This is a genomic window from Agrobacterium sp. CCNWLW32 (genome assembly GCF_037083425.1).
Lineage (GTDB): Bacteria > Pseudomonadota > Alphaproteobacteria > Rhizobiales > Rhizobiaceae > Agrobacterium > Agrobacterium radiobacter.
On record NZ_JBAOJM010000003.1, the window covers coordinates 436,151 to 456,676 of the forward strand.

General features: G+C 59.7%; 18 protein-coding genes and 1 other RNA gene. 11 read left to right on the forward strand and 8 right to left on the reverse strand.

Annotated elements, in window-relative coordinates; translation table 11 throughout:
• Nucleotides 1-72: 72 nt before the first annotated feature.
• Complete coding sequence (locus tag V6R85_RS09410; RefSeq protein ID WP_162692596.1) at nt 73-1,023, reverse strand: alpha/beta fold hydrolase; 951 nt, start codon at nt 1,021-1,023, stop codon at nt 73-75.
• Between the two features lie 147 nt (nt 1,024-1,170).
• Between V6R85_RS09410 and ettA the strand changes: the two genes are divergently transcribed.
• The 3 genes from ettA (at nt 1,171) to metF (ending at nt 4,889) form a co-directional block, all read left to right on the forward strand.
• Nucleotides 1,171-2,820 carry an energy-dependent translational throttle protein EttA gene (gene ettA, locus V6R85_RS09415; protein WP_004430692.1) on the forward strand — a complete coding sequence of 550 codons (1,650 nt, stop codon included), beginning with the start codon at nt 1,171-1,173 and terminating at the stop codon, nt 2,818-2,820.
• 160 nt (nt 2,821-2,980) lie between these two features.
• Nucleotides 2,981-3,994, forward strand: a complete 1,014-nt coding sequence (locus tag V6R85_RS09420) for an ArsR/SmtB family transcription factor (RefSeq protein ID WP_004430694.1) — start codon at nt 2,981-2,983, stop codon at nt 3,992-3,994.
• Between the two features lies 1 nt (nt 3,995).
• Entirely contained in the window at nt 3,996-4,889 is an 894-nt protein-coding gene (gene metF / locus V6R85_RS09425) for a methylenetetrahydrofolate reductase [NAD(P)H] (RefSeq protein ID WP_004430696.1), read from the forward strand.
• 465 nt (nt 4,890-5,354) lie between these two features.
• Here the strand turns inward: metF and V6R85_RS09430 are convergent, their stop codons facing one another.
• From V6R85_RS09430 to V6R85_RS09460, 7 genes are all read right to left on the reverse strand, one after another.
• On the reverse strand, nt 5,355-6,581 hold the full coding sequence (locus V6R85_RS09430) for a lytic murein transglycosylase (RefSeq protein ID WP_004430698.1): 1,227 nt from the start codon (nt 6,579-6,581) through the stop codon (nt 5,355-5,357).
• A 122-nt stretch (nt 6,582-6,703) separates the two neighbouring features.
• Nucleotides 6,704-7,483: a glycoside hydrolase family 25 protein gene (locus V6R85_RS09435; RefSeq protein WP_060725255.1), complete on the reverse strand. Its 780-nt coding sequence runs from the start codon at nt 7,481-7,483 to the stop codon at nt 6,704-6,706.
• A gap of 234 nt (nt 7,484-7,717) precedes the next feature.
• Nucleotides 7,718-8,437, reverse strand: a complete 720-nt coding sequence (locus tag V6R85_RS09440; RefSeq protein WP_004430702.1) for a class I SAM-dependent methyltransferase — start codon at nt 8,435-8,437, stop codon at nt 7,718-7,720.
• Nucleotides 8,434-9,684 (reverse strand): DUF3419 family protein, encoded by a 1,251-nt coding sequence (locus V6R85_RS09445; protein ID WP_060727415.1) that lies wholly within the window; start codon nt 9,682-9,684, stop codon nt 8,434-8,436. Before V6R85_RS09445 ends, V6R85_RS09440 begins: the two co-directional genes overlap by 4 nt.
• 248 nt (nt 9,685-9,932) lie before the next feature.
• Nucleotides 9,933-11,006, reverse strand: a complete 1,074-nt coding sequence (locus tag V6R85_RS09450; RefSeq protein ID WP_020009278.1) for a lytic transglycosylase domain-containing protein — start codon at nt 11,004-11,006, stop codon at nt 9,933-9,935.
• 125 nt (nt 11,007-11,131) lie between these two features.
• The gene (locus tag V6R85_RS09455) at nt 11,132-11,767 is read right to left on the reverse strand and encodes a LysE family translocator (protein WP_111834730.1); all 636 of its coding nucleotides are present in this window, start codon (nt 11,765-11,767) and stop codon (nt 11,132-11,134) included.
• Between the two features lie 52 nt (nt 11,768-11,819).
• The gene (locus tag V6R85_RS09460; RefSeq protein ID WP_004430709.1) at nt 11,820-13,031 is read right to left on the reverse strand and encodes a pyrophosphate--fructose-6-phosphate 1-phosphotransferase; all 1,212 of its coding nucleotides are present in this window, start codon (nt 13,029-13,031) and stop codon (nt 11,820-11,822) included.
• A gap of 319 nt (nt 13,032-13,350) precedes the next feature.
• Between V6R85_RS09460 and V6R85_RS09465 the strand changes: the two genes are divergently transcribed.
• The 8 genes from V6R85_RS09465 (at nt 13,351) to rsmH (ending at nt 20,525) form a co-directional block, all read left to right on the forward strand.
• Nucleotides 13,351-14,091, forward strand: a complete 741-nt coding sequence (locus tag V6R85_RS09465; protein ID WP_004430712.1) for a J domain-containing protein — start codon at nt 13,351-13,353, stop codon at nt 14,089-14,091.
• Nucleotides 14,088-14,867, forward strand: coding sequence for an N-acetylmuramoyl-L-alanine amidase (locus V6R85_RS09470; protein WP_035263585.1), 780 nt, complete (start codon nt 14,088-14,090; stop codon nt 14,865-14,867). Before V6R85_RS09465 ends, V6R85_RS09470 begins: the two co-directional genes overlap by 4 nt.
• A gap of 248 nt (nt 14,868-15,115) precedes the next feature.
• Nucleotides 15,116-15,655 (forward strand): lytic transglycosylase domain-containing protein, encoded by a 540-nt coding sequence (locus V6R85_RS09475; protein WP_003522187.1) that lies wholly within the window; start codon nt 15,116-15,118, stop codon nt 15,653-15,655.
• A 92-nt stretch (nt 15,656-15,747) separates the two neighbouring features.
• The gene (locus V6R85_RS09480) at nt 15,748-16,935 is read left to right on the forward strand and encodes an FAD-dependent oxidoreductase (protein ID WP_080866298.1); all 1,188 of its coding nucleotides are present in this window, start codon (nt 15,748-15,750) and stop codon (nt 16,933-16,935) included.
• Nucleotides 16,936-16,994: 59 nt separating this feature from the next.
• Nucleotides 16,995-18,185: an FAD-dependent oxidoreductase gene (locus V6R85_RS09485; RefSeq protein ID WP_111834731.1), complete on the forward strand. Its 1,191-nt coding sequence runs from the start codon at nt 16,995-16,997 to the stop codon at nt 18,183-18,185.
• Nucleotides 18,186-18,241: 56 nt separating this feature from the next.
• Nucleotides 18,242-18,643, forward strand: an RNA gene (gene rnpB, locus V6R85_RS09490) — RNase P RNA component class A.
• 401 nt (nt 18,644-19,044) lie between these two features.
• A complete protein-coding gene (gene mraZ / locus V6R85_RS09495) occupies nt 19,045-19,485 on the forward strand; it encodes a division/cell wall cluster transcriptional repressor MraZ (protein ID WP_004430734.1) in 441 nt (146 codons plus the stop codon).
• Between the two features lie 14 nt (nt 19,486-19,499).
• Nucleotides 19,500-20,525, forward strand: a complete 1,026-nt coding sequence (gene rsmH, locus V6R85_RS09500; protein WP_004430736.1) for a 16S rRNA (cytosine(1402)-N(4))-methyltransferase RsmH — start codon at nt 19,500-19,502, stop codon at nt 20,523-20,525.
• The last annotated feature ends 1 nt before the right edge of the window (nt 20,526 follow it).

The window sequence follows — 20,526 nt, forward strand, 5'->3', positions numbered from 1 at the left end:
TTATAGACCGCTGCTTGCCGCGTCGCATGTGATTTTATCTCATGGACTTATTCCGTTTCGGCAAAGGCCGCCTCAATCGCCGACGACGCGCCCGCACCAGGCGGCGAAATCCGCCGCCACGGCCTGCCAGCCGATCTCGTTCAAGGTCTCGTGCCGCATGCCCTTGTAGATCGTGTGCTCGACATGGCTGAAACCGGCCTCCCGGAAACGCTCCGCCAGCCAGACGATCTCTTGGCCGTCATTGGTGGCGGCGTCCTGATCGCCGCTGACAAGCAGAAGCGGCAAGGCTTTTGGCAGGCGCCCGATGAGTTTCGGTGCGCGAAAGGACATTTGGAAAACATCCTGCCACAGGGAAACACTGGCCTCGAACTGGCAGAGCGGGTCCTCCACATAGGCGTCCACCGCCGCCCTGTCGTGGCTCAGCCAGTCGGCATGGGTGCGCCTTTCCGGCATTCGGGCATTCCATGCGCGGAAGGTTGCCTTCGGCAGAATGGCGCTCGGCACATCCGAGCCTTTCAGCATTTTTTCCAGCCGCAGCAGCACCTGCGCGACACGGCCCATGAGGCCGGGATTGAGATTGGAATTCCAGATCGACAGGCCGTCGAAGGCATCCGGATGGCTGACGGCGGTGTTAAGCGCCACGAGGCCACCCATGGAATGGCCGAACAGGATCACCGGCAGGCCGGGGTGCCTTTCGCCAACCATCCGGCGCATCGCCATGACATCGGCAACGACCTTTTCCGCGCCGTCCTTCCAGCCAAAACGGCCGAGAGGCGCATCTGCCGCTCTCGTGCGGCCATGGCCGCGATGGTCGTGGGCATAGACTTCGAAACCCTGCTTCGACATCACATCCGCGAACCGGCGATAGCGGCCTGCATGGTCAACCAGCCCGTGGCAGATCATCAGCACGCCGCGCGCCGGGGAAAGGGCGGAGGGCTGGTGGCGAAAGGCGATGGATGCGCCGGAGGGGGCTTCCAGTCTCTCAATACGGCTGAAGGCCAAGTCGTCGGTCGTTTCATTCATGATCGCGCCTGTCCTGCCATAACATCCCTTGTCATAATCATGGGGTCATAATCGTGCCAGAGGTTGCCCCAAGGCCCTAATTACCCTACATAGCGGCAAATTTCCCGATACGTACTCTTAAAAATCCGATGTGGAGCATTCGCTACAATGGCACGTCAATTCATCTATCACATGGCCGGGCTGAACAAGGCCTATGGCGCGAAGAAGGTTCTGGAGAACGTTCATCTCTCCTTCTACCCCGACGCCAAGATCGGTATCCTCGGCCCGAACGGCGCCGGTAAGTCGACTGTTTTGAAGATCATGGCCGGTCTCGACAAGGAATATACCGGCGAGGCATGGCTGGCCGAAGGCGCGACGCTTGGTTATCTCGAGCAGGAGCCGAAGCTCGACGAAAACAAGACCGTGATGGAAAACGTCATGGAAGGCGTGGCGAGCAAGACGGCAATCGTCGACCGCTACAACGAATTGATGATGAACTATTCCGACGAAACGGCGGATGAGGGCGCGAAGCTCCAGGACATCATCGACAGCCAGAACCTGTGGGACCTCGAAAACCAGGTCGAAATGGCCATGGACGCCCTGCGTTGCCCGCCCGGTGACTCAGCCGTAACAGGCCTTTCCGGTGGTGAACGCCGCCGCGTGGCGCTGTGCCGCCTGCTGCTGTCGCAGCCGGACCTGCTGCTGCTCGACGAACCGACCAACCACCTTGATGCGGAAACCATTGCGTGGCTTGAAAAGCACCTGCGCGACTATCCCGGCGCCGTGATGATGATCACCCACGACCGCTACTTCCTCGACAACGTCACGGGCTGGATTCTCGAGCTCGACCGCGGCCGCGGCATTCCCTATGAAGGCAACTACTCCGCTTACCTGCAGGCGAAAGCCAAGCGCATGCAGCAGGAAGCCCGCGAAGATGCATCGCGCCAGAAGGCAATCAGCCGCGAAAGCGAGTGGATCGCCTCCAGCCCCAAGGCACGCCAGACGAAATCCAAGGCCCGTATCAAGGCCTATGACGAACTGGTGGAAGCAGCTGAAAACCGCCGTCCCGGCGACGCGCAGATCGTTATTCCGGTTGCCGAGCGTCTTGGCCGCGTTGTCATCGAGGCCGAGAACCTCACCAAGTCCTATGGCGACCGCGTGCTGATCGAAAACCTTTCCTTCAAGCTGCCGCCCGGCGGCATCGTCGGCGTTATCGGTCCGAACGGTGCGGGTAAGTCCACGCTGTTCAAGATGATCACCGGTCAGGAACAGCCGGATAGCGGTTCGGTAACTGTCGGCGAGACGGTTCAGCTCGGTTATGTCGACCAGAGCCGCGATACGCTGGCGGGTGACAAGACCGTCTGGGAGGAAATCTCCGGCGGCAACGACATCATCAAGCTCGGCAAGTTCGAAGTGAACTCGCGCGCCTATTGCGGCGCCTTCAACTTCAAGGGCGGCGATCAGCAGCAGAAGGTCGGCAACCTCTCGGGTGGTCAGCGTAACCGCGTGCACCTCGCCAAGATGCTGAAGGCCGGCGGCAACGTGCTGCTGCTCGACGAACCGACCAACGACCTTGATACGGAAACGCTGGCAGCGCTTGAAGAAGCGCTGGAAGCCTTCGCCGGCTGCGCCGTTATCATCAGCCACGACCGCATGTTCCTCGACCGCCTGGCCACCCACATCCTCGCTTTCGAGGGTGACAGCCATGTGGAATGGTTCGAAGGCAACTTCGAAGACTACGAAAAGGACAAGGTCCGCCGCCTCGGCCCGGAAAGCATCAAGCCCGGCCGCGTGAGCTACAAGCGCCTGACACGCTGATCCTTTCATCATCTCTTCAAGAAAGGCCCGCCGTAAAGCGGGCCTTTTTCCGTGTAATAAGTGGACATGATCGTCTCGCACGACACTTTACGCTTGCATCGAACGCCACATCGACATAAAGATATCTTTATATCTTGATTAGCTTGCGAGGCACGGCAGAGTGACGTTCGGTCTGGACAAATTGGTGGATCTGTTGAAAGCGGCGGGTGAGACGACACGCTTTCGCTTGCTTGCGCTTCTGGCGGCAGGCGATCTGACGGTTACCGATCTTACCGAAATCCTCGGCCAGTCGCAGCCGCGTATCTCCCGTCACCTCAAGCTTTTGACGGAAGAGGGGCTTATCGAGCGTTATCAGGAAGGCGCATGGGCCTATTTCCGTTTGCGGCAGGATGGCGAACCTGCGGGTGTCGTTCGGCAGCTGCTTGGCGCCGCGTCGCCGTCGGATGCCGTTCTCCAGCGTGACAGTGAACGGCTTGCCACTGTCAAGCGGGTGCGGGCGGAGCGGGCGCAGGATTATTTCAGCCGCAATGCTTCCGCCTGGGACGAACTGCGTCGCCTGCATGTCAGTGACGAGGCCGTGGAAGGCGCGCTCCTGAAGCTGGTGGGCACCACGCCTGTCGATTCGCTTCTCGATCTGGGCACCGGTACCGGCCGTATCCTGCAGCTTCTGAGCGGCATCTATCGCCGCGCGATCGGCGTCGATGCCAGCCGTGACATGCTGTCGGTGGCGCGTGCCAATCTCGACAAGGCGGGCGTGGTCAATGCCTCGGTCCGTCATGGCGATATTCTCAATCTGCCGCTGGAAGGACAGGATTTCGATCTGATTGTTATCCATCAGGTCCTGCATTTCCTCGACCAGCCGGAAATCGCGCTTTCGGAAGCCGCGCGCATGCTGCGTCCCGGTGGGCGGCTGATCGTCATCGACCTTGCGCCGCATTCCTTCGAATATCTGCGCGATGAACATGCGCATGTGCGGCTCGGTTTCTCGCATCCGCTGATGGAAGAATGGCTGAAAAAGGCCGGACTTGCTCCGGACCGCGCCGTCGATCTTCATTCTGAAAAAGCGTCTGACGAAGCTCTGGACGTGACGATCTGGGTTGCCCGAGACCAGCGGCTGCTGATGGCAGACGATGTGGTGCAAGAGGCCGTTTTACTTGCTGCCGGGAGGGCATGATATGTTGAGGTCGGAAACCGCACGCCGTGATGGCGATATCCGGTTGTCTTTCGAATTTTTCCCGCCCAAGAATGCCGAGATGGAAACCCAGCTCTGGGAAACGGTTGCCGAGCTGAAGAAGTGGGATCCGGATTTCGTGTCCGTCACCTATGGCGCCGGTGGATCCACAAAAGCGCCGACACTGGATGCGGTGCGCCGCATGATCGGTGACAGCCATCTGTCGACCGCAGCACATCTGACCTGCGTGGATGCCAGCCGTGAGGACGTGCATCAGGTCATAGAAGAGTTCCGTAACGCCGGCGTTCGCCATTTCGTGGCGCTGCGTGGCGATCCCTCCACCGGCATCGGCACGGCTTACCAGCCGCATCCGGAAGGTTACGAGAACGCGGCGGCTCTGGTGAAGGGACTGCGCGAGATCGGCGATTTCGAGATTTCCGTTTCGGCCTATCCGGAAAAACATCCCGAGAGCGCGAGCGATGCCGTTGATATCGATATGCTGAAGCGCAAGGCGGATAATGGCGCGACGCGTGCGCTGACGCAGTTCTTCTTCGATAACGACGTGTTCGAGCGCTATATGGAGCGGGTGACGGCGGCGGGGATCACCATACCGGTGGTTCCGGGCATCATGCCGATCCAGAACCTCACCCAGCTCAAGCGTTTCGCCGGCCGTTGCGGCACCAGCGTTCCCGGTTTCCTGGATGAGCGTTTTGAAGGCTATGACGACGATCTGGAGGGTCGTGCCCGCGTGGCTGCGGAGGTTGCCGCCGAACAGATCGCCGATCTTCAGCGTCGCGGTGTCAATGAGTTCCACCTCTACACCATGAACCGCGCGCCGCTGGTCGACGCTGTGCTTGAAAATCTTGGGCTGGAGCGTCTGCGCCGCAGCGCCGCCTGACTTAAAGCAGCAGAGTACCGACATGAAAAAAGCGCAGGTCCCTCGGGGCCTGCGCTTTTTAAACTCGTGTCATCTACGGTTCTTATCTGCGTTTGGTCTTCACGTCGCGTCAGATGAAAAGCATCATCGCTACGAACAAAAACGCCAAACCGACTGCCAAGGCATTGAGAGATTTTGTAAGTCCCATGGGTGCCTCCTCTTGTTGACAGGTTCGATAATATGACCGTTTTGTGGCGGTTGAAAAGCGGTTTTTGTGATGCAGTGCAGCACGTCGCCAGGCGATATAAAAAAGGATTTTCTGTAATTAATTGAAAATAAAAGATTATTTTCTTATCACGCAGTGCTTCATATGTTTAAAAAAAGTAAATGACCGGGGTGTTATCCCCAGTCATCAGGTCGAGATTAACACTTTATGCCTTGATTCCGGCCGATAGATTAAAGGCCGGAAGGCGCCGTTAAGATTGCTTAAAGCGCCTGCAGAAGTGCGGTAGACGGCCAGCCATCGGCGGGCAGTCCGAGACGCTGCTGCTCCTTCTGGATGGCGACGCGGGTGCCGGAACCGAGAATGCCATCCACCTTGCCGACATTGTGTCCGCGCGCTTCGAGCTTGGTCTGAAGCTCCTTCATCGTCGCGTCATCGAAACCGGGCTCCGGATTGCCCTTGTTGTAAACGGGGGAGCCCATCAGGCGGGTGGCGAAATACGCGGCCGAGGTCGTGTAGATGAACGACTGGTTCCATTCCAGATAGATGTTGAAGTTCGGATAGGTGATGAAGGTCGGTCCCTTGCGCCCCTGCGGCATGATGAGGGCCGCGGGCAGGGTGGCGAAGTTCTTGTTGCCGTCGCGCGGGGTTACGCCCAGCGCGAACCAGTCACCGGCGGTCAGCGGGCCGCCAAGGCCGGACTTTTCCCAGGGCAGGTTTTCCGGCAGCGACACTTCCTGGATCCAGGGTTCGCCCTTCTTGAAACCGAGATGCTGGATGAATTTCGCAGCCGTCAGGATCGCATCCGGGGCGCTGCTCTTGACGTTGATGTGACCGTCGCCATCACCATCGACGCCGAAGGCGATGATGTCCTTGGGCAGCATCTGCACCTGGCCGATTTCACCGGCCCACGCACCGGTGTTGGCAGCGGGATCGAGATCGCCATGCTGGACCATTTCGATCAATGCCAGTAGCTGCGGGCGGAAGAGTTCCGGGCGGCGGCAATCATGCGAAAGGGTCACCAGCGCGTTACGGGTGTTGAAATCGCCCTGCACGGCGCCAAAATCCGTCTCCATGGCCCAGAAGGCGGCGATGACGCCGGCCGGTACACCATATTCACCTTCGGCGCGGGCGAAGGTGGAGGAGAGTTCCTGCAGCTTCTTGCGGCCGATATCCAGACGGGCCTGGCTGACGGTGCGCTGGGAGAATTCCAGGAAGGTCTGGCGGAAGACGCCCTGGGCGCGGTCACGCGAGAGCACTTTCGGATCGATCTGCGCGCCCGCAAGCGCCTTCTGAATAGCATCGGCCGGAATGCCCTTGGCGAGCGCATCGGCTTTCACGCCTTCAAGGAATGCGCCGAGATCGCCGCCGCAGGCAACCTGCTTGGGATCCTCAGGCGAGGCAACGGGCGGGGTGGCGAAGGCGGAGGCGGTGGAAAGAAGCGACAAAGCGGCGGCAAAAACGATGCTGCGCGACCGGAACGTGGGCATGGGAATTTCCTCGATAGGTTGTTAGCCCGCTTTACCCATATGTTTGCGACAAAAAAACGGACCGTGCGATCTGACGTTGCAGAACAACGCCGATTTTTCGAAAGTGTTGCTTCTTGGCCGTCTTATTTGGCCGAAGCAATCCATTTCCGCCAGTTTTTCTCCGTGCCGGCAAAGACATTGATGTCGGTTGGACCGTTTACGCCGGGCACGACGCCGGTTGCCGTATATTGCCAGAAGGCCCATTTGCGATCTTCGTAGATCTTGGCCGGATGGGCGGCAACGGAACGCACCCAGAAATGGTAATCCTTGAACTGACCGACGAGGTTGTCGCGGTGGAAATCAACAGAGGTATAGATGATCGGGCGCTTGCCATAATGGGCCTCGATACGATCAAGGAAACGCTGCATCTCGGTGCGAACGACGCCCGGCGCCGGGCGCGTCTTGCAGGTGGGCGAGGAGGGGTTCCACTCCACGTCGAGAACCGGCGGCAGGGTGACGGCATCCTTTGGCACGTTGCGAATGAACCAGTCCGCCTGGGCATCCGCTGTCGAGCAGAAATAATAGAAATGATAGGGCGCGTGCAGAATATCCGCGGCTGCCGCGCTACGCCAATGGTCGCCGAACTTCGGATCGATGCGGTCCGATCCCTCTGTCGCCTTGATGAAGACGAAGGAAACACCTGACTTGCGGACGGTCTGCCAGTCGACATCACCATTCCATTTGGACACGTCGATGCCGTGCACCTCATGACGGTGCGGGTTGTTCATGCCGAAATCCTGCGGATCGGTATCGGAAAATTTCGGTTTGGAAACGGATGCGGTTTCCAGCAGGTCATAGCTGGTGGAGGTGCAGCCGCCGATCAACAGCAAAGCCGACAATAGTGCCGATAAACGCAGCCGCATTGGAATCCTGATGAAAATGTTGCCCATCCCACGGCAGCAAAATGGCGCGCCGTATCTCCCGATTTATGCATAACATGGTAAACAAACTGATATGGCAAGGGGCAACGTGCTTTTTGCACCCCGCAAGTCGCTGGATTCGAAGCGGTTTGCGGTTTTAACGCCGAAATCTGGCCCGGCAGGAGCCTTGAGGTCGCCCCCCCTTTGGCCCCCAAAGATTCGCACCGCCCCCGGGAATCAGGCGTCGGCCAATATGCGGTGGATTTTCGGCTGCTGCGCTTCAACGACCGGAAGTGTGATGACAGCCCGCCACGCATAGCCCCGGGCGATTTCCTCGAATTCGAGGTTACCGTCAAAACGGCCGGCCATATTGGCCAGAACATAGCGGAGATTGGCGCGGGGCGTAACGTGAAAGCGGGTGAGCCAGGCTTGCAGAAGCGTGCGGAACCAATTCGGCAACTGTTCCTGCTGGCCGAAATCGACAATATGCAGCGAACCGCCTGGTTTTACCGCCGTGAGCGCCTGTTCGATCGCCTTTTCCCAGTCCGGTATCATCGACAGCGCATAGGGGATCATGACGCGGTCGAAGCCTTCGGACTGGCCGAATTCAGAAGCACGGAAGGCGGTGGCATCGGCCACGCGCAGAATGGGGCGTTCCGCCTTGCCGGCGAAATTCTCGGAGGCGGTCAGTAGCATTTCGGCGGAAATGTCGAGGCCAAACAGTTTCGCGTCCGGAAACTTGCGGCTGGCCAGCAGCAGGTTGCGACCGGTGCCGCAGCCCACTTCCAGCAACGTGCCGCCCTTCGGCACGTTGAGGCCGGAAATGGTCCTGTCGCGGCCGAGAAGGTAATATTTGCGGGTTATATCGTAGATATGCCGCTGGTGGCGATACATGCGGTCCATCAGGCTCGCATGCGCGCTGTCTGCAAGGCCCACATTCTCGCCGATGGTTTTCATGCCATAGCCCTCTCGTAAATATGGAAGCCGCCGTAGATGGCCGAGCGGTCCATGGCGTTGAGCTCGTTGGAGCGCTCTTCGAGATAGACCCACTGGTTGCGGATATCAGGGGAAAGCCGACCTTCGATGACGCTCTTTTCGGCGGCGGTGCGAAAGATGATGCGTGCGCCCGAGGCGGCGGTGCGGCTGATCTGCGACCACAATTCGTTGAGCTGCACGTCCGTCATCCAGTCCTGCGCGTCGAGGAGGATGTAGCGGTCGACGGCGCTTGCCGGCTTGCGCGAGAGAAGCTCGGTATAGGTGGCGTGGTGCACTGCGACGCGCGCCGTGTTGTTGCGGATCGTCTCGTAATATTCCGGCTTGAGATAGGCAGGCAGTGCGCCTTCATGCGGCTCCGGGTAACGGCGCGCGAAGGCCTGCCAGGCGAAATAATTGTCGCTGAGCGGGAAGTTGCAGGCGAGCTTTTCGAGCCGCTCCTTCAGCACGGAGGCAACCGTGCCGTCGTCGGAAAGGCTTGCCAGCTCGTCATATTGTCGGGGCGGAATGCCGAGGCCGAAAAGCGAGCTTTTGCGCTTCGTCAGCCAGCGCACTACCGGCTTGTCGAATAGCGGTGCGACCTTGTTGTCGAAAAACTGGCGCTGTTCGTCCAGCGTCCGGGTCTTGGCCATTTCGGTGAGTTTCACGCCATGCAGCCGGGCCATGAGATGGCCGGCGCCGATGAAGCGGCCGAGCAGGCCGGTACGGTAGATGTTCCTGTCGAACACCGAGATGCGGCGGCGGCCGGAAAGGGTGCGCTTCGACCAGTAAGCCTTGGTCGTGGCGTCGAGATGCTCGGCGATGAAGCGGTCATAACCGTGGCTGTTGCTGCGGGTGTTGGCGCGGCCGAAATGGCGCACCACATCCTGATGGGCCGGCAGATGGCGAAACGCGGCAAGCTTCAGCTTGTTCAGCGCGATGTGATGCGGGTTGAGATCAACCACATCGATGCTGGCAGGGTTGCGGGAGAGATAGGCCAGCATGTTGCAGCCGCCTGAGCCGATGGTGACGATGCGGTGGCCTTCGCCAAGCTCCATCGCTTCCATGTCGATCTCAGGGTCTTCCCAGATCTGCGGATAGACGAGGCCGGAAAAGAGGACGCCGAAGAAGCGCTCGGACAATCCGCTTTTTGAGAGCGCCTTGTGCTGGAGCAATGCGGACTTCAGTTTTGTGTTCTTGCTGAAGCCGGTCTTGGGTGCCGCACTTGTCATATGTTCACCTCTCAGTCGATTGAGAGGCGTCTACAGCCGTGACACTACAATTTGATGACAGGGGCTGTGGGCAAAGGCGGGGAATAAAGGAGACGGTGGAAAACCAGCCCTTATCTCGGATTGCCGATAAGCTTCCATTGGATACGGCGTCATCCTCGGGCTGGTCCCGAGGATGACGAAAAAACGTCGCGGCGTTTATTTGGAAAAGCCGCTTAGCTGCACGGCGCTCCCAGCGCCGCCAGAGGCCATCACTTGCGCAGAACGTGCAGCATGCCCTTGCGCTTGGCATCGTAATAATAACCGCGTGCGTAAAGCCGGACGGCATTGTCGCGGTCGTTACCAGCCACAACCCATGCGCCGCGCAGATATTTGACGGCGTATTTGAGATTGGTTTCGGCATCGAAGAGGCCGGAGGCGGGGCCATCGAAGCCCATGGAGCGGGCCGTGGCGTGCCGAATCTGCATCAGGCCGAAATTGCCGCTGCTATAGGCGCCGGGATTGTATCGGCTCTCGCGCTGCACCACGCGGTGAACCAGATCTTCCGGCACATCATACATGGTGGCGTATTTGGTAATAAGGCCGCTCAGCTTTTCGCGTCCAGCCGGCGCGGAATTGAGCGGCGCCGTCATTGATTCGTTCTGCCGGATGGCGGCAAGTGCGGCATTGGTGGGGCCGGCGGCATAAGCCAGAACCGTGCTGTCCGGCTTCGGTAGCGGAATGACTTTGCGTTCCGCCGTCAGTTCGGTGCCGATGGAGGGCGAGCCGGGCGGCGGCGGTGCGGGAGGGAAGCTGCCCTTGATGGCAACCACCTGCGGCAGATCGGCGGCGGCATTGTGGGCAGCCGGCTTGGCCGCCGTTTCGATGGCTGCTGCCGCGGGAGCGGCACCTGTCGGCGCGAGTGCTGCAACGGCGGTGGGTGCGGATGTCGCCCCTGCGGCCTGAGCCACTTCCGTCTGGTGCGGCTGCATCTGGGCGGTGATGGCTGCGGCGGCTGCGATTTCGGACGCCGGCGGCAGGGCCACGCGTCCGCCCTTGACGGCGACGGCAGTGGGAAGTGCTGCTGGCTGGGAAGAGGTTGCGGTTTCGGCGGTCTGCACCGCTGATGCTGCCGAGGTTGCGCCCGCTGCGGCTTCGGCCGTTGCCGGCTGCGTCGATGTTTGCGCAGGAGTGGTAGCGGGATTGACCGTCGCGATCTTCGGGCCGTTAGGCCCTTCCTTCGCGGTATATTCGACGCTTGTGCATGCGCTCAATGCCAGTGCCAGACCCACGGTGGAAGACAGAAGAAGTGCACTTCTTCCGCGGAATTTGCCCGAATTTCGCATGTTGCCGCCTTCGTTATGCCTGTCTTTCGATACCCCCGCGTCGAGCGAAGCAGGCAGTGTCCCGTCGAGCCTTCATTAACCTATTGTAAGGATAGCGGCAAGCCGGGACGTGGCGGCCCGGTTTTTCAGGCTGCGATGCGCCTGTATCCGGCGCTGACAGCGCGGCCGGAAATGAAGTGAGTGCGGTATTTCGGCCGGATTTTCTTGTCGCCCGACATGCGGCGCACCAGCGCGAGCGTCGGGCCTGCAAACAGCGCCTGCGCGGTCAGAATCACAAGCGCCAGAAGCAGGATGGCGGCCTGCGCCATGGCGAGCGTTTCAATTGTGTTGCCTGACGTGGAAACGAATTGTGGCAACAGCGCCAGAAAGAAAGTGAAGTAGCGCGGGCGCAAAGCGGCAATGGCGTAACAATCGCGGAAAATGCCGCTCCAGGATTTGCCCGGCAGATTGTCATTATCGGCATTGGCCGCTTGGGCGGCCGGCGTGGCGAAGGTCCACAACAGAAACAGCATCAGCCAGCCGATGCCGGCCCATTGCACGATTTCCACGAAGGATTGCGGCAGGTAGGCGAGACCGGCCACCGGAATGGCCGAAATCATCATGGCCGTGACGATGCCGAGCGCGCCGCCGACAGCGGAGGCGAAGACCGTCTTTTTGCCGCCGATGGCGGCATAGGAGGCAACAGAGAATACAAGGGGAGAGGGGAGTGCGAACACAACGGCACATGCTGCACAAAAAATCAGCCAGGCCTGTCCAGACATTCTCTTCCTCCTTGCCCTCCCTGTCGCCGTCTTATTTTAGACTATCGTAAAATCAGGCCGCTGTGAACGGCTGACCGACGTGTTCCATCACTTCGGTAAACCATTTTGCAGAGAGGTCGAAATGCTTTCCGCCCTTGATACGCGGAAACTCGATCGTCCGCAATTTGCCATTCTGGTCTTCGTCATGGCCGGTGACGCCGGAGACCTTGTTGAGCGCGCTTTCGACCGCGAGATCGACCATGCCCTGGATGAGGCGCAGATCGTCCCCATTGGCGGCGGCGGAGCGGGCGAAATAGCCTGATTTCTGCACCATGGAGCGTTCAGCACCGATGAGGCTGGCGAACTGCTTCTGGAACCAGCCGCCAACATTGATCGTGTCGATCTTGACGTGGCCGAAGGCGTCGCGCTTGACGGCCTCTCCGGACGCTTCGCGTTCGGCAACGATCGAATCAAGGCCGGCGCCTTCCGACACGAACAGCGTGACATAGCCGTTTTTGTCCATGATTTCCTTCAGGCGCTCGGCTTCCGCCTCGATGTCGAAGGCCATTTCCGGCAGGTAGATGCCGTCGATGTTCTTCATCTGCGTGTTCATCATCAGGCCTTCGACATATTCATTGCCGCTGGTCTTCTGGATATAGGCGCGGGCGGTGGCGGCCGTCAGCCAGCCGCAATGGCGGCCCATGACTTCGTGGATGACGAAGGTCTTCGGTGCAGCGCTCTGCTCGTTGCTGACATTGTCGAAAAAGGAGGCGCCGACTTCGGCGGCCGTCCAGGCGCCGAGCGACTGCTTGATCGGCACCACGTCATTATCCACCGTCTTCGGCAGGCCGACGACGGTGAGGTTATAGCCGTTCGCGCCGAGATAGGCGGCAAGGTCCGCAGCCGTCGTGTTGGTGTCGTCACCGCCGATGGTGTGGAGAATGGTGATGCCGTCGGCCGCCAGCCGGTCAGCGGCGACGCGCAGCGGATTGTCGCCTTCCTTGACCAGACCGCGCTTGGCGCAATCGGCGGCATTGGTGAGCTTGACGCGGCTGTTGCCGATCGGCGAGCCGCCGTAACGGTGCAGCAGATGCGCTTTTTCCCGCATGTCTTTGTTGATTTCGATACGGTCACCCAGAAGCACGCCCTGATAACCCGAGCGGTAAGCGATGATGTCGATCTCGGGCGCAATGTCGCTGTAACGCTCGATCAGGCCGCCCACGGCCGAAGAGAGACAGGGCGCAAGGCCACCCGCGGTCAGCATTGCGACTTTCTGTTTGGCCATCATGGCTCTCCTTTTCACATATACCCAAAGACATGTCTGGCAAATGGATGCGACAGCCGCGTGTAGGTGTAAAGTGAATTTATGAAGAAAAACGCGGATTTCTCGCGGTTTTTCAGCGGCTTGAGCAAAGTGGTGGAATATAATCGTTTCAATCGGCATAGCCGGTGGCCGGCTATCTGCCGTCTGTGGAAAACCGTGGTCCCATCGTCTGCCGCGCTCTTGTTCCTGAAGCAAAACTGTCGCAAAGATGAATAAAAGTTAATGCCGCCGGACCGCTGGACATATTGCATTCGCGGCAATATCCCGTCATGCTTGTCGCATGATGTTCGATTTCGCGTGTCTGCAAATTTCATCCCTGTGGGAACGGCTGCTCGGCGCAATCGGCGACGCGGCAGGCGGTGCACTCGGGCGCGTGGTGGAAGCCATCCGCACCCTTTTCGAAGGTGATCCGGAAACCCGCCGCAAGGTTTCCTTTTCCGTGGCCATCATTGCACTTTCCGCCAAGATGGCGAAGGCCGACGGGGTCGTCAACGATGCCGAGGTTCGCGCTTTCCGGCAGATTTTCGATTTCCCGGAAGAAGAAGCCAAGAACGTCGCTCGTCTTTATAACCTCGCGCGTCAGGACGTTGCAGGTTACGAAGCCTATGCGGAGCGGCTGGCGGGTCTTTGCGGTTCCGGGCACGCCAATTGCGAGATGCTGGAAAGTGTCATCGACGGCCTGTTCCACATCGCCAAGGCCGACGGGCTGATCCACGAGCGGGAACTGGCCTTCCTCGGCCGGATCGCGGAAATCTTCCGTATCACCGAAGATCATTTCGAAACGATCATGGCGCGGCACGTCCACATGGACGGGCGCGACCCTTACCGCGTACTCGGTGTTTCACCTTCGGACGATTTTCTGGATATCCGCAAGCGGTACCGAACGCTGGTTGCCGAACACCATCCCGACAAGCTCATCGCCCGCGGCGTTCCCATGGAATTGCATGCGGCCGCGAATGAGCGTATGGCGGCTCTCAACGCCGCTTATGCGGCCATTGAGAAAGAACGCCGCGTCGCATGAGTGAATGTCTGCCGGATTTTACCCCGGATTTCGGGGGCGCAGCCGTTGCGCCTTCGCCTAATCATGGCGAAAGGCTGGGTGTAGCCGGTCCTGACATCATTCTTCTGCACTATACCGGCATGACGACGGCCGATGGTGCGCTGTCATGGCTCTGCAATCCCGAAAGCCAGGTCTCCAGCCATTATTTCGTCTTCGAGGACGGGCGCGTCATCCAGCTCGTGTCGGAAACCCGCCGTGCCTGGCATGCGGGCAAAAGTACCTGGGCGGGGGACGAAGACATCAATTCCCGCTCTATTGGTGTCGAAATTGCCAATCAGGGCCATCCAGGCGGCCTGCCGGAATTTCCGAAAAAGCAGATCGAAGCCGTCATCGAATTGTGTCGCGATTGCGGCCAGCGCTGGAATATCGCCCCTGAAAGGGTGTTAGCGCATTCGGATGTCGCCCCGATCCGCAAGGTCGATCCGGGTGAAAAATTCCCGTGGGACATCCTGTCGCAGCAAGGTGTCGGCCATTGGGTGGAGCCTGCGCCGATCCGTGGCGGGCGCTTTTTTCAGCGCGGGGACCATGGCCAGCCGGTCGAAGCGCTGCAGTCGATGCTGTCCATTTATGGTTATGGCGTTGAAATAACAGGCGCTTATTGCGAAAAAACCGAAGGCGCCGTGGCTGCTTTCCAGCGGCATTTCCGCCCCGCTCTGGTGGATGGCATCGCGGATTTCTCCACCATTGACACGCTGCACCGGCTGATCGCCAGCCTGCCGAGATTTTCGGGCGCTTAACCGCCGATTCTGGAAAAGCATTCCCGCTTTTCCAGCGTGTTCAAGTCGCTTTTTTTCTTGTGCCACAGTTAATCCGCATTGAGGAAGTTTAAGAACGTCACTGCATGCGGTGTCGTTCTTCAGGGGAACTTACCGTCAATATCAATCAAGGAGACTGGACAGCGGAAGGTCGCGATCGACTTTCCGGGCGCAGACTATTTGTGTCGCTTCATTGTTCCGGTCATCCGATCTGGAGAATTTTTCTACATATGAACAGGGTTGTTGTTGCTGTCGTGGCGGGCGTTGTTATGCTCGCTTCGCAGGCGGGGATTGCTTTTGCCAAAGACGAGGACGTCAAGACCAAAACCGTGACGCTGGAGACCTTCTTCCGCAAGCCCGGTTATCCCATCCCCGAAAAGAGCCTGCCTTCCTCGCTCAGGAACGATTATTCCGATCTGATCGTCAAATATGCCAAGCGTTACGGCGTTCCCACCAATCTGGCGCATGCCGTGGTTTCGGTCGAAAGCAAGTTCAATCCGAAGGCCCGCGGCAGCGCAGGCGAGGTCGGGCTGATGCAGATCAAGCCGGCAACGGCGCGGATGATGGGCTATCGCGGCACCACCAAGGCGCTCTACGATCCCGAGACCAATATTCGCTGGGGCATGCAATATCTGGCGACGGCGCACCAGCTGGGCGGGGGCCAGGTCTGCAGCACGATCCTGCGTTACAATGCCGGCCATGGCGCCACCCGCATGAACCCGGTCTCCAAGCGTTATTGCGGCAAGGTGCAGGCGCTGCTGGCCGGCTGAGGCCGGTTTGCATTGCTTGTTAAATTGCGAAAAGCGATTCCGGTTCGGCCCGGCATGCTGTAGTCAGAAGCAAAGCTGATACGGAGCATGACATGCCGGATTTCAAATATATCGTCGTCGGGGCCGGGATGATGGGAGCGGCCGCGGCGCGGCATCTTTCGGCGCAAACGGATGGCGTGGCGCTGATCGGACCGGGCGAACCCGCCGATCGCAAGACCCATCGAGGTGTGTTTTCAAGTCATTACGATGAGGCGCGCATCACACGCGGGTTTGACGGCGATCCGGTCTGGGCGGAACTGGCGCAACGCTCCATCCGCCGTTATGCGGAGATCGAGGCCAAAAGCGGTATCCGCTTTTTCACTGAAGCAGGCTGCCTTTTCACCGGCAACGGCAAGGGTCTTGCGGGAGATTATGTCTCGCGCGCCCTTTCCTCGGCCGACCGTCTTGATCTCGGCGTAGAGACGCTGGGCCGTGATGTGCTGGTAGACCGGTTTCCGATGTTCTCCCTGCCGGCCGATCACAGCGGTTATTTCGAGGCGCAGAATGCCGGTCACGTCAATCCACGCGCCCTGGTGAAAGCGCAGTGCGCCGTTGCCGAGGTGCAGGGCGCGAAACTGCTGCGTGAGACGGCGGCGCATATTCGCGACACCTCCCATGGCGTGGAGGTTTCGACCCGCGAAGGGGCCGTCCATACCGCCGAAAAGGTCATTGTCGCGGCGGGCGGTTTTACCAACATGGCGGAACTTCTTCCATCGCCGGTCGATATGGCGGCAACGGGCCGTACCATCGTGTTTTTCGAGCTGGATGAGGCGAGGCAGGCCCTGTTCGGTGCGATGCCTTCCACCATCGTGCTCGCGGAAACCGAGGACGACATCGTCTATATCCTGCCGCCGGTGCGTTATCCCGATGGCAATGTCTATCTGAAGATCGGCGGAGAAAGCGAGAAGGGCAGGCTTGAAACGCTCACCGAAGCGGTAGACTGGTTCCACTCGGACGGTACGCCGGGTGAGGTGGAATTTTTGAAAAAGCGGGCGCTATCCCTGATGCCGGAGCTTGCCGGCTGCCCCGTGACCTCCGGCTCCTGTGTCGCCTCCATTACCCGTAGCGGCTATCCCTATATCGGCTATACGCAATCCTCCAATATCGCGGTTCTGACCGGCGGCAATTTCGTCTCCGCCAAGTCTTCGGACGAGATTGGACGGCTGGGTGCTGTGCTGCTTCTGAACGGCCAGCTGACCGAGGATGAATTCGCCGCTGAAATGTCGCCGGTTTTCGTCTGACATTTACGGACGAAGCGGCTAAAAGGTTGCGACGGAAGTGAGCGGGTAAAGAGGGCGGCATGTCGGGACATTTCAAATATATTGTCGTGGGTCGCGGCATGATGGGTGCGGCCGCCGCCCGCCATCTGGCGGAAACGGCGGATGGCGTCGCGCTGATCGGTCCCGGTGAACCTGCCGACATCAAATCGCATCAGGGTGTCTTCGCCAGCCACTATGATGAAGCGCGGATTACCCGCACCATCGATGGTGACGCCGACTGGGCGCTGCTCGCCAATCGCTCGATCGCGCGTTATGCCGATATTGCCGCAAGAAGCGGCGTTGAATTTTATGCACCGGTCGGCTGCCTGATGGTGGGGCCCGAACGGGGCGGCGATAATCCTTTTGTCGATGATGTCCGCACGGCGGCGGCACGGCTTGGCGTTTCCACGGAACTGCTGGACGGGGAAAACCTCGAAAACCGCTTTCCCTATTTCTCCTTCGAGCCGGGTTGTGAGGGAGTGTTCGAGAGGAACAATGCCGGATACGTCAATCCGCGTGCGCTGGTGAAGGCGCAGGCTGTTCTCGCTGAAAAGGCAGGTGTCTCGCTTATCGATGATATCGTCGTCTCGACGCGGGAAGAGGGTGGCCGGGCATCGGTTCAGACGGCCTCGGGCGCGGTTTATACCGCAGACCGGGTGCTGGTGGCGGCCGGCGGCTTCTCGATCATGAAAGATCTTCTGCCGCAGCCGGTGGCGCTTAATGTCTATGCACGCACCGTCGCTTTCTTCGAGATAGACGAGGGTGACCTTGCGCAATATGCGGACATGCCATCGCTGATCTATGAGCCGCGAGAGCCGACAAAACATATCTATCTGCTGCCGCCGGTGCGCTATCCCGATGGCAAATTCTACCTGAAGATCGGCGGCGATCCCGATGACAAGAGGCTGGGCAGCGATCCGGAAATCCGGGAATGGTTCCGCTCCGGCGGACGTGAAAGCGTGCGGGATCATCTCTCTGACATCGTCGGAACGCTGGTGCCTTCCATTGATCTCTCGCGTGTCTCGATGGCCGCCTGCGTCGTCTCCAAAACGGGGAGCGGTTATCCGGCCATCGGTTTCACCGCCTCGTCGCGCATCGCGGTTCTGACCGGCGGCAACGGCACGGCGGCCAAGAGCTCCGATGAGATCGGCCGGCTTGGCGCTGTGCTGCTGCGGGACGGAGAAATCGCCGACGGGGCCTTCTCAACGGATTTCAAACCCGCATTTCTTTAGTCCTTGCCTGCGCTTTTCGGTGGCTTTCGCCCCGGAACATGGTTATGGAGCCCATGCCAGTTGGCCGGGCAGCCGCGCTTTACCAATGTCGAAAGACGGTAAGGTGAGGAAAGTCCGGGCTCCACGGAAATACGGTGCCGGATAACGTCCGGCGGGGGTGACCCCAGGGAAAGTGCCACAGAGAGCAAACCGCCATGCATCGCATGGTAAGGGTGAAAGGGTGGGGTAAGAGCCCACCGCGCTTCTGGTAACAGCGGCGGCAAGGTAAACCCCACCGGGAGCAAGACCGAATAGGGATGACACGGGATGGGCGAAAGCCCGTTCACAGCCGGTTTCCAGGCCCGTCATCCGGGTGGGTTGCGCGAGGCGGCATGCAAATGCCGTCCCAGATGAATGGCTGCCACGTTCCGGGTCAAACCGGGGCCATACAGAACCCGGCTTACAGGCCAACTGGCGAATTTTCCTTTCCGGCACTGAAGTGCAGGTCTCGTGTGGGATTTAGTTATCCCGTTGTTTCATAAAAGAGAAATTGTTGTTTTGCGGCGAATTTTCACGCAGCGAAAGCGCATCGTCGCGCGTCAAGTAAACCATTCGTTAAACTTAACGGCTTATGAATTTCCGATGCGAAGTCGGTATCGTGCCGGCTTCTCCCATTGACGCCCATAGTGTCCCATGATATCCCAAATGCACACCACATTGGGTCGTGTTTTTGACCCGCAATCGCTGAAACGAGTGAGGAGCCTACGAGGGGCTGCTGCAGGGCATGTCGCCCTGGCGCTTGGCGATGTGTCGTGCGTACCGGTGTCGGCTGCGGAGCGGATGGATCGCTTTGCGGCATGCGGTTTTGGCGAGTTGAGTAATGGACCGCTTTTTATCGAACGTGACGAACAGGATCGACGCCAAGGGGCGCGTCTCGGTTCCGTCTCCGTTTCGTTCGGTGCTGGCGAAGCGCGGCATTCAGGAGCTTTATTGTCTCCAGGATTTTGCGTTTCCGGCAATCAGTGTCGGCGGTCCGGATTTGCTGGAGCGCTACGAGCGGCAGATTGCGTCCATGGATGCTTTCTCGCCAGAGGCGAACGCAATGTCGCTGCTGGTTCACGGCGGCGGCGTTTTCATGAAGCTCGACCAGGAAGGTCGATTGATGGTGACGGATTTTGTGCGGGAATTCACCGGCATATCCACCGAGGTCACCTTCGTTGGGCGGGCGGATCATTTTCAGCTTTGGCAACCGGATGCGTTTTTGGCGGCGCAGGCGGAAGCAAGAGCGGGGCGCGGTTTTTCGGCTGCTCGCCCCGCATAGGACGGGGACACGGGATGGCGGCGAATTCTGGCGGACGATCTTCTGATGCCGATGGCGGACCTCAGCGTCACATCCCTGTCCTGCTTCGCGAAGTCATTGCCGCGCTGGAGCCTGCGCCCGGCAAGATCATTCTCGATGGTACTTTCGGCGCCGGCGGTTATAGCCAGGCCATTCTCGATCAGGGCGCCAATGTCATCGCGCTCGACCGCGATCCGACCGCGATCGCTGGCGGCCAGGCCATGGTTGCCGCCAATGGCGGCCGGCTCTCGCTTATTCAGTCTCAGTTTTCCGATCTCGCGAAGCATGCGCCTGAAGGCGGGCTTGACGGCGTCGTTCTCGATATCGGCGTGTCTTCCATGCAGATCGACGAGGCCGAGCGCGGTTTTTCCTTCCAGAAAAACGGCCCCCTCGATATGCGCATGTCCGCTTCCGGCGTCTCGGCGGCCGATGTCGTCAATCGCGCCAAGGTCAGCGATCTGATCCGCATCTTCGGTTTTCTCGGTGAAGAGAAGCAGCCCGGCCGCATTGCCCGCGCCATTGAAAAGAAGAGGGCGGAAGAGCCGTTCCGAACCACCCGTGATCTGGCGGGCCTTATCGAGATCGTCACGCCGCGCAAGGCGAAGGACAAGATCCATCCCGCAACGCGCGTGTTTCAGGCGCTGCGCGTTTTCGTCAATGATGAGCTGGGCGAGCTGGCGCAGGCTTTGTTTGCCGCCGAGCAGGTTTTGAAGCCCGGCGGAAGGCTGGTCGTCGTCACGTTCCATTCGCTGGAAGACCGTATCGTCAAGAAATTCTTCTCCGACCGTTCGGGCAAGGCCGCCGGTTCCCGGCATCTGCCGATGGTGGAGGATAAGCCGGCCATTTTCGAGAACATCGGCAAGCCAATGATCGCCGCCAGCGACGAGGAGGCGGAACTTAATCCGCGGGCTCGCTCGGCCAAGCTTCGCGCTGGCCTGCGCACCACAGCCCCGGCGCGCGCTGCAGATTTCTCGATTTTCGAGCTTCCTGATCTCGCCAGCCTTGAAAAGATGGGAGGCTGAT